This is a genomic window from Vibrio sp. ER1A (assembly GCF_000733315.1).
GTDB classification, from domain to species: domain Bacteria; phylum Pseudomonadota; class Gammaproteobacteria; order Enterobacterales; family Vibrionaceae; genus Vibrio; species Vibrio mediterranei.
In genome coordinates, this window is record NZ_JPJA01000087.1 from 1 (window position 1) to 1,054 (window position 1,054).

Consider the following 1,054-nt stretch of genomic DNA (forward strand, 5'->3'; position numbering starts at 1 on the left):
GCTTTGTTGCCGAATTCAGCTAAAGAGCGAACGCTAGCTAATTAGCTCGCATTTTAAACAACATACTGAGTTTCGGGCATACCTATCCCAGTTAGCTTGTTGAGTGCTTTGATCATGGCGTAAGTCTCACCCACTTGTGCGTTGTAATTTCGAAGCGTGAGTGAAGCACCGAGCAGTTGTTTTACTCGATACATAGCGGTCTCCGACAATGAGCGCTTATGGTAACCATATTTCTGTTTCCACTTTTTGTTCGAGCCATAGAGCTTTTGGCAGCCAACTGCCAGATTACGTGGATGCCCTTTTTCCCAGAAAGCTGCACCTTCACGCGGAGGAATTAAAGGTGTCGCTTTCTTAACCCTAATCGCTCTGTGGCACTCCCTTGTATCGTATGCACCATCTCCCGAGATTTCCTTGATGGTTCGGCGTGTTTGCTTGAGTAGGTTGGGGAGTACTTCCGCATCGGTCACACCTGATAGTGTAAGCTCTGCGGCGATAATTTCATGTGTGTCTGTATCAACCGCAAGATGGAGTTTACGCCAGACTCGACGCTTGCCATCAGTTCCATGCTTTTTCACTTTCCATTCCCCCTCACCGTATACTTTGAGCCCAGTTGCATCAATGGACAGGTGTTGGATGGCGCCTCGTGTTGAGGCTTTGAAATTTACTTCTACATCCTTGGCTCGTCGGCTGATACAGGTATAGTGAGGACAAACCAATGGGACATTCGCTAATTTAAATACTGAGTCTATAAAGCCTTGTAACGCCCTTAAGGGCAGGGAAAAGATGCGCTTCACCATGAGAGCGGTTGTGATAGCTAAGTCACTAAACAATCGCGGTCTACCACGTCTATGCTGTTTAGATTGTGTCCACTCCGATATTGCTTCTTCGTCAATCCAAAACGTGAGTGAACCTCGATTGACTAGGGAGTTGTTGTACTTGCGCCAGTTGGTGGTTTTATAGCGAGGCTTCGGCATGAAATCAAAGTCAGTAAATGAATGTCTCTGATCTGATCGTAAGATTGTGATTTAGTTCATTCGATTTCGGCAACAAAGCC

At 46.3% G+C, this 1,054-nt stretch carries 1 protein-coding gene; it reads right to left on the reverse strand.

The features are described 5' to 3' along the window. Positions 1–53: 53 nt before the first annotated feature. Positions 54–974 (reverse strand): IS5 family transposase, encoded by a 921-nt coding sequence (locus HW45_RS14810; protein ID WP_038227829.1) that lies wholly within the window; start codon positions 972–974, stop codon positions 54–56. Between the last annotated feature and the right edge of the window lie 80 nt (positions 975–1,054).

Bases quoted from the DNA above. Each gene is read 5' to 3' on its own strand.
- HW45_RS14810 (WP_038227829.1), bottom strand. From the start codon at position 974: ATGCCGAAGCCTCGCTATAAAACCACCAACTGGCGCAAGTACAACAAC.